A 7,385-nucleotide genomic window follows, 5' to 3' on the forward strand; every position below is an offset into this window, starting at 1 on the left:
CCAGTGCAGCACGTGGCATATGGAAAGCGGAGGTCACCAGAACAGGTCTAGTGAGTTGATGTTTTCCCAAAATTTGCGATGTATATACGGCATTTTGCTGTGTGTTCAAAGAACGGTTTTCGATCAGAATGTCCTTTGCCGGAATACCGAGTCCTAGTAGCTGCCTCTGCGCAATATTTGCTTCATTACCACTGTCTCCAAACACTTGCCCGCCGGAGAAAAGAATAGGTAAGCCTGTTGCTTCGTGCAGTCGGGCCGCAGTGAGCAGTCGATTAGCCGCAGATCCTAGCAGATTGCCTTGTCCATTGATGTCGGGGGTTCCCTGTGTGGCTCCGCCCCCAAGTACGACAATGACATCGCCTTGAACGGTACGGGGTTGTGAGTACTGTTTTTCCAGGCTACTGATTAACAAATCTCCAGCCAAATTGGTCGAGGAAACATACAGCAGCAATGTGACAAGAAGCAATACGACCGCAGGTATACGTGCCCTTTTCCATAGCCAGATCACGAGCCCTGCCATCACCAGGATGAACAAACCGGGAGGGAGCACAAAGCTGTACAAAAATTTGATGATATAAATCAAGTGCAGACAACCTCCTATCCTTATAAGCTTTATCTATCTTTTTGGTATATTGTAACATAGGAAAATGACTGGATTCCTCTGTCCGAAGACATACCTCGATGAACAAGCGGGCATGAAAGGTGGAGCTTTCCAATACATATTTTTTGTTTGATAAAGTCGTTCTGTAGGCGTAGTATATAAAGTCTAGTGATTTTTTTCATAGAGGAGCGAGAGCGTCATGGGAGAGTTAACGACAGCCAAGCGGATAATGATGATCGCGCTGCTGGTTGTATTATGGGGCATTTCTTGGCCCATTTATAAAGTCGCATTGGAATTCACACCTCCACTGTTGTTTGCAGGGCTACGTACACTGCTGGGCGGTCTGCTGTTGGGAGTGATTTTAGTACCGAGATGGAATCGCATTCGTTGGAAAGAAAATTGGCGGGTGTATGCTATTTCAGGTATTTTTAACGTGGTACTGTTTTATGGCCTGCAAACAGTGGGACTGATGTACGTCCCCTCCGGCTTGTTTTCTGTGCTGGTATATCTCCAGCCTGTGTTGGTCGGTATTTTTGCATGGATGTGGCTAGGGGAAGCGATGTCCAGACTCAAGGTGATTGGATTGATCATCGGATTTTTGGGCGTTGCAGCTGTCAGTGTGGGCGGATTTTCAGGGCATGTGGCTGTGGCAGGTGTAATCATCGCCATTATTACAGCCGTGAGCTGGGCATTGGGAACGGTATATGTGAAAAAGGTAAACCAGCGTGTGGATTCGCTGTGGCTGGTTGCATTCCAATGTACACTGGGAGGCATCGTGCTGACGGGAGCTGGAACGGTGACGGAAAACTGGTCGGATATCGTATGGAATGTCCCGTATGTGTCAGGGCTGATATTCGGCACGGTGTTGGGAATTTCACTTTCCTGGTTGCTGTATTTCACACTTGTTAATTCAGGGGATGCGAGTAAGGTTGCGTCTTATACGTTTTTGGTGCCTGTGATCTCGGTGTTTGTCAGCTCGTTGGTGCTGGGCGAAGCGATTACGGCTTTCCTGCTTATCGGGTTAATCTTAATCGGGCTTAGCATTTATTTGGTTAATCGCAGAGCGAGAGTAGTACGACAAGCTTGAGCGTAGTAGTTGAAACCAAGAGATTGAAAGATAGAACTTGAAACTATAGTAACAACAAGGGACTCTTGCACAGTAGCAGGGTCCCTTTTTATATGCCGACAGGAGACACAGCTACGTGGGCTTTGACCTGCCTAATTCGAGAGTTTAAGGGGTTTCCTCCCTGGGGAGTTGGTTAAGATTATGATATGGACGACAGCATACAACCAAGCAAAGAAGGGAGATGCGGACGATGGCACGAAAATTGTTGATTACAGGTGCAGCAGGTACAATTGGGAAAGTATTGTATGAAGGGCTAAAAGCGGAAGGTAAATATGAAATAATCGCTGCTGATGTGAAGAGGGATGAAGAGGCAGGGATTGTGGAAATGGATATACATGATGCTGCACGACTGGCTGAGCTTACACGCGGAGTGGATACGGTACTGCATTTTGCATGGATCAAGGATGAAGGGGATTTCCTCGGCAAAGTGCTGTCTGGCAATGTTAGTGGAGCCTACAAGCTGTATGAAGCTGCGGTGAAAAATGGGGTAAAACGCATTGTTTTTGCCAGTTCCAATCATGCCACAGGGTTTTATAAAGTAGGCGAAAGTATAGATGTAGAAGATCCCTACCGACCCGACAGTTTTTATGGATTGAGTAAGTGCTACATTGAACTGTTAGGACGGCTGTATGCCGATCAGGGCAAAATATCTTCAATGAATATCCGTATCGGAAATTTTCCTGGAGATGATCGGCCCCATTCGGAGCGCGCCGCTCATATTTGGATCTCCGAGCGCGATATGATCCGTCTGACTGTCTGCTGTATCGAAGCTCGTCCGGAGATGAGCTATCTTAATTTGTACGGTACGTCAGCCAATACGGATAATTATTATGACATTGGCTACTTGGAAGAACTAATCGGATATAAGCCGCAGGATAATGCCGCTGAGCTGCTGGAGCAGGCAAAGAAAATCGGATTTTGGGTAAAACAGGATGAAACCACATTCCAGGGTGGGCAAAAGGAGTAGAGTAGATCGTTCAAATATGCTTTATGAATAGGCTTAAGGCGTCGATTAGACGCCTCATATTACACAAAACTTCACAAATATCCGAATTGTTCACTCCTCAGGACACTCCTTTGTTCATGAAGCATGAGAGGCTTCACTTTTCATTTTGAATGCGCTTACATAAAATATAGTTATACGGCGGCGGTGCTACAAACTTTGCTGTCGGTAACGTATACAGAGGGGGAGTGACTCACATTGAATCAGCCTATGCCCAAAAATTCTGCAATGCTTACAACGGATTCCCGCCTGAACGGTAAGAGGCTGGGAACGGGTAGAAAACACGGGTTCTTCTATGAACTGTTCCGCAATCGGGTATTATTTTTGATGTTGTTGCCCACTTTAATTTTTTTCTTCATTAATTCCTACATTCCTATGGTGGGTATTTATTATGCATTTACCCAGTTCGACTTTAATACCAGCCTGTTTGATGCCAAGTTCGTCGGACTCCAAAATTTTCGCTTTCTATGGCAATCCGGCACGCTGACAAAACTGACATTGAATACGGTCGGATACAATGCAGCGTTTATTTTACTCGGTAACGTGCTAGCGATTGTTCTCGCTATTTTGCTGAATGAGCTGAGAGGCCGCTACTTTAAAAAGATCGCTCAATCCGTGATGTTCCTGCCTTATTTTGTTTCTTTCGTTATTCTAAGTGTTATCGTGTATAACATATTTAATTATGATAATGGTTTCCTGAATACGCTGCTGCTGCAATTTGGTGGTGAACGCGTGGATGTATACAACAAACCATGGGTATGGATTTTCCTGATTATCCTGTTCTATTTATGGAAAAATCTCGGCTACAGTATGGTGATCTATCTGGCAGCGATTACAGGTATCAGTGACGAATATTATGAGGCAGCTAAAATGGATGGGGCCAACATTTTTCAACGAATCTGGTACATTACCGTTCCTATGCTTAAATCGACATTCGTTGTGCTGCTGTTGTTTGCGCTTGGTAGTATTATGAAAGGACAATTTGATCTTTTTTATCAGTTAATCGGCAACAATGGGGTGCTGTACAATACGACGGATATTTTGGACACTTATGTGTACCGTTCGCTGAAAGTGACTTTTGATGTGGGGATGGCTTCGGCGGCAGGCGTATACCAATCATTATTCGGCTTTGTACTGATCATGACCGTGAACTATATCATCCGCAAGTTGAACGACGAGTATGCCTTATTCTAGAAAGGAGGACCCAAACGGATGGCGATCAAAGAGGATGTATACACTCGAATTTTTAAAATTATCTCTTATGTGATTATCATTATTGCTTCCATTGCTTGTTTACTCCCGTTTCTACTTATTATTTCGGCTTCACTGACCAGTAATGAATCGATTATCAGGGATGGATATCACTTTATACCACAGCAATTCTCACTGGAAGGTTACCGGACGGTGTTCACCTTTCCTGAAGAGGTGTTAAGGGCATACGGGGTGACGATTTTTACCACGGTTGTAGGTACGACGTTGGGCCTGTTCCTGATGACGATGGCAGGATATGTGCTGGCACGCAAAGATTTTAAATACCGTAATGCGTTTTCATTCTATATTTACTTTACGACGCTGTTCGGAGGCGGTTTGGTACCTTGGTACATTATGCTGACGAAGTATTTAGGATTGCTTGATACGTATACAGTGCTTATTTTCCCGGGATTGATGACTCCGTTTCTGATCATTTTAATGAAAAACTTCATTCGTTCCTCCATGCCGGAAGAGCTGTTCGAGTCCGCTAAAATTGACGGTGCGGGTGATTTTAAAATTTACTATCGAATTGTGTTGCCTTTATCTACACCGGGTATTGCCACTGTGGGACTGTTTCTGGCCTTGGCTTACTGGAATGACTGGTTCTCATCCTCACTCTTTATTAACGATCCGCATAAATACCAGTTGCAATATTATCTGTATAATGTAATTAACTCCATGCAATTTATCGCTCAAATGGGTGCAGGTACTGGCGTAACCCTTTCCAACGATATGCCGACAGAGTCGACCAAAATGGCAATGGCTATCGTGGTTACCGGACCTATTTTGCTGCTGTACCCGTTCGTACAGCGCTATTTTGTTAAGGGATTGACCATTGGTGCGGTAAAAGGCTAAAGTGGCACTCAAGGACTGTGATGGCATGACGTGCTGACGTTGTGCCATCTAAATAGCACTCTTTGTAAGCGTTTTATTTAATCAGACTACCATTTCAAAGGGAGGATTCACATGACATTCACAAAGAAAAGAAAACAACGCATGTCCATCCTGATTGCAGTAATGGTCATCACGGCGCTATTAGCCGGATGTGGAGGAGGTAGTGGAAACAGCGCTCAAAAAGCAAATGGAGAGGATGATAAATCCCAGAAAGTACAGCTGCAATTTTATATGCTGGGGGATGCTCCTAAGGACTTGCCTACCATTGAGACAGAGATCAATAAGTTGGCGGAAAAAGATCTGAATGCCACCGTCAAATTTAACTATACGACGTGGACAGACTGGGATCAAAAATATAAGCTGTTATTGTCTTCGGGTCAGCCTATCGACCTGATCTTCACTGCAGATTGGACGCAGTATCAGGCCTATGCCAAAAAGGGCGCATTCCTGCCGCTAGACGATCTGCTGCCTAAGGCTGCACCTGCCTTGCAAAAATTTGTGCCTCAGGACATGTGGGATGGAGTTAAAATCGGAGGCAAAATTTATACCGTGCCTGGCACGTATAAAGAATATGTCACAAACGGTTTTGTATGGCGTGAGGATTTACGTGAGAAGTACAATTTGCCTAAACCGACAGATATGAAAAGTTATGAGGCTTATATGGATGGGATACGTCAGCATGAGCCAAATATGAAAACCGTATCTCTGAACAGCGATATTAAGGGAAATCTGCATGATCGATATACTGAATTAGTAACGAAGAGCGTGGGCACACTGCCTTACGGTATCGGTATTAAATACGAAAAACCAACAGAGGTATATAAATTTTGGGGCTCGGATGAACAAAAGGAAGAGCTGAACACTTACAAACGCTGGGCCGATAAAGGATTCATTCCCAAAAACGTATTAAACGTAAAAGATACGCTTCAGGATCAAGTGACTTCTGGTAAAGCAGCGAGTATTTTCGGTGACAATCCAACCCGGTTTAATGATATGGTCATTAAGCTCAAAGCATCTCACCCGGACTGGAAGCTCGAGTACTACCCATTCCCTTTGACGACAGGTTATGCAACTCCAGTGCATCCGATTCATAACGGCTTTGCGATTCCAAAAAGCAGCCCGAATCCAGCGCGCGCATTGGCCTTTTATGAAAAGCTGGTGACGGACAAACGCTATAACCTGCTCACGCAATATGGTATTGAAGGCAAAAACTACGAAGTCAAAGATGGTTACTACCAAATGATAGGTAGCGGCAGTACTAATGGATTTTCACGCGAAGGTATGAATAGTTGGGCTTGGCGTAACCCGGAATACATGCTGTTTGATTCTGGCTTTGACCGTGTGAAGAAAATTTTTGCCGAGCTGGATAAAATCCAGAAGCCTGACCTGTTTACAGGCTTTGCAGAGGACTACACGACATATCAAGCAGAAAAAGCAGCTCTAGAACAGGTTGAGAAGCAATATCTGTATCCGCTCCAAGCTGGACTGATCGACAATGTAGATCAAGGCTTGCAGACCTTCTTGCAAAAGGCAAACCAAGCTGGTTTGGAGAAAATTCAAACCGAATATACAAAACAATGGGAAGCCTATGTAAAGGAGAAGGGGATTAAATAAAACATAAAGAATTGTGATAAAGAAAAAAGCAAGTCTCCAGAAAGTTGGAGGCTTGCTTTTTTAATGTCAGTCTATTTTTTGGGAGCAATGTTCCGTTCTCGGAGCAGGCGTGTAGAGCAGTTTACTTATTGCGCATTTGCTTTAGAACGGCGAAAATCTGTCGGTGTTACACCCAAGCTACGTTTGAACATACGATGGAAATAAGAGCTACTCGCAAATCCGGTTTGTTCTGCTACGTCAGCTACGGACCAGTCGGTCTGTTCCAGCAGCTCACAGGCCTTGCGAATACGAAGTTGTTGGATGACGTCCACGATAGTTGACATGGTCTGTTGCTTATATAGCCTACTGACATAGATCGGCGACATATCCAGTTCTTCCGCAATCTGATTGAGACAAAAATTGGGATCCGTATAGGCTTGCTCCATTCGTTCATTAATTTGCCGTACCAGTCGTTCCTGCTTCGTGTTTCGTTTTTCCGATAGATTGGAGCGAATATGATCAAAGACCAATTGATAATGATCAATAAGATTCTCAGCGGTCTCTAACCGATCAGCGGATGGTAATTCAGATTTAGATTCTATAGCAAATCCATTGAGCTCACTGATATGCCGAACAGCATTATTTACACTCATGATGAGCCGGGATATCGCCACTTGAACAGAGGAAAAAGGATATTTTTCCATATGCATCAATAATTCTTTGAACATACTGTGTGCATCCTCCGTATGACCAGACAGTAGCATATCTAGCATTTTTTTCTCTTTATCGGCTGGATATACGTAAGTATTTTGGATATCCTCCTCTGTAGTGTTTTGCGCATTAATAATGCATCTGTGCCCCTGAAAAAATCGGTGCATAGATGCGTCTTGTACTTGGCGGTACAGCAGATGCAGCCG

The 7,385-nt window shown here is 44.2% G+C and carries 7 protein-coding genes; 5 read left to right on the forward strand and 2 right to left on the reverse strand.

Features of this window, described 5'->3' with window-relative positions; genetic code table 11:
• Window positions 1-583, reverse strand: a 583-nt coding sequence (locus GRP75_RS16050; RefSeq protein WP_160789800.1) for a YdcF family protein, incomplete at its 3' end; no start/stop codon positions are given.
• A gap of 217 nt (window positions 584-800) precedes the next feature.
• On the opposite strand from GRP75_RS16050, the gene GRP75_RS16055 reads away from it, so the two are divergent.
• The 5 genes from GRP75_RS16055 (at window position 801) to GRP75_RS16075 (ending at window position 6,489) form a co-directional block, all read left to right on the forward strand.
• Window positions 801-1,688 carry a DMT family transporter gene (locus tag GRP75_RS16055; protein WP_053325808.1) on the forward strand — a complete coding sequence of 296 codons (888 nt, stop codon included), beginning with the start codon at window positions 801-803 and terminating at the stop codon, window positions 1,686-1,688.
• Between the two features lie 229 nt (window positions 1,689-1,917).
• Entirely contained in the window at window positions 1,918-2,694 is a 777-nt protein-coding gene (locus GRP75_RS16060) for an NAD-dependent epimerase/dehydratase family protein (protein WP_053325807.1), read from the forward strand.
• A gap of 234 nt (window positions 2,695-2,928) precedes the next feature.
• Entirely contained in the window at window positions 2,929-3,924 is a 996-nt protein-coding gene (locus GRP75_RS16065; protein WP_023989544.1) for an ABC transporter permease, read from the forward strand.
• 18 nt (window positions 3,925-3,942) lie between these two features.
• A complete protein-coding gene (locus GRP75_RS16070) occupies window positions 3,943-4,836 on the forward strand; it encodes a carbohydrate ABC transporter permease (protein WP_013311212.1) in 894 nt (297 codons plus the stop codon).
• 111 nt (window positions 4,837-4,947) lie between these two features.
• On the forward strand, window positions 4,948-6,489 hold the full coding sequence (locus GRP75_RS16075; RefSeq protein ID WP_023989543.1) for an extracellular solute-binding protein: 1,542 nt from the start codon (window positions 4,948-4,950) through the stop codon (window positions 6,487-6,489).
• Window positions 6,490-6,614: 125 nt separating this feature from the next.
• On the opposite strand, the gene GRP75_RS16080 is transcribed toward GRP75_RS16075, so the two are convergent.
• A partial coding sequence (locus GRP75_RS16080) for a helix-turn-helix domain-containing protein (protein ID WP_160789801.1) occupies window positions 6,615-7,385 on the reverse strand: 771 nt, incomplete at its 5' end.

This window comes from Paenibacillus sp. OT2-17 (genome assembly GCF_009827695.1).
Classification (GTDB): domain Bacteria; phylum Bacillota; class Bacilli; order Paenibacillales; family Paenibacillaceae; genus Paenibacillus; species Paenibacillus polymyxa_B.

Excerpts from the sequence above, each read along its gene's own strand:
- GRP75_RS16055 (WP_053325808.1), top strand. The coding sequence starts at position 801 with ATGGGAGAGTTAACGACAGCCAAGCGGATAATGATGATCGCGCTGCTG.
- GRP75_RS16060 (WP_053325807.1), top strand. The coding sequence starts at position 1,918 with ATGGCACGAAAATTGTTGATTACAGGTGCAGCAGGTACAATTGGGAAA.
- GRP75_RS16070 (WP_013311212.1), top strand. The coding sequence starts at position 3,943 with ATGGCGATCAAAGAGGATGTATACACTCGAATTTTTAAAATTATCTCT.
- GRP75_RS16075 (WP_023989543.1), top strand. The coding sequence starts at position 4,948 with ATGACATTCACAAAGAAAAGAAAACAACGCATGTCCATCCTGATTGCA.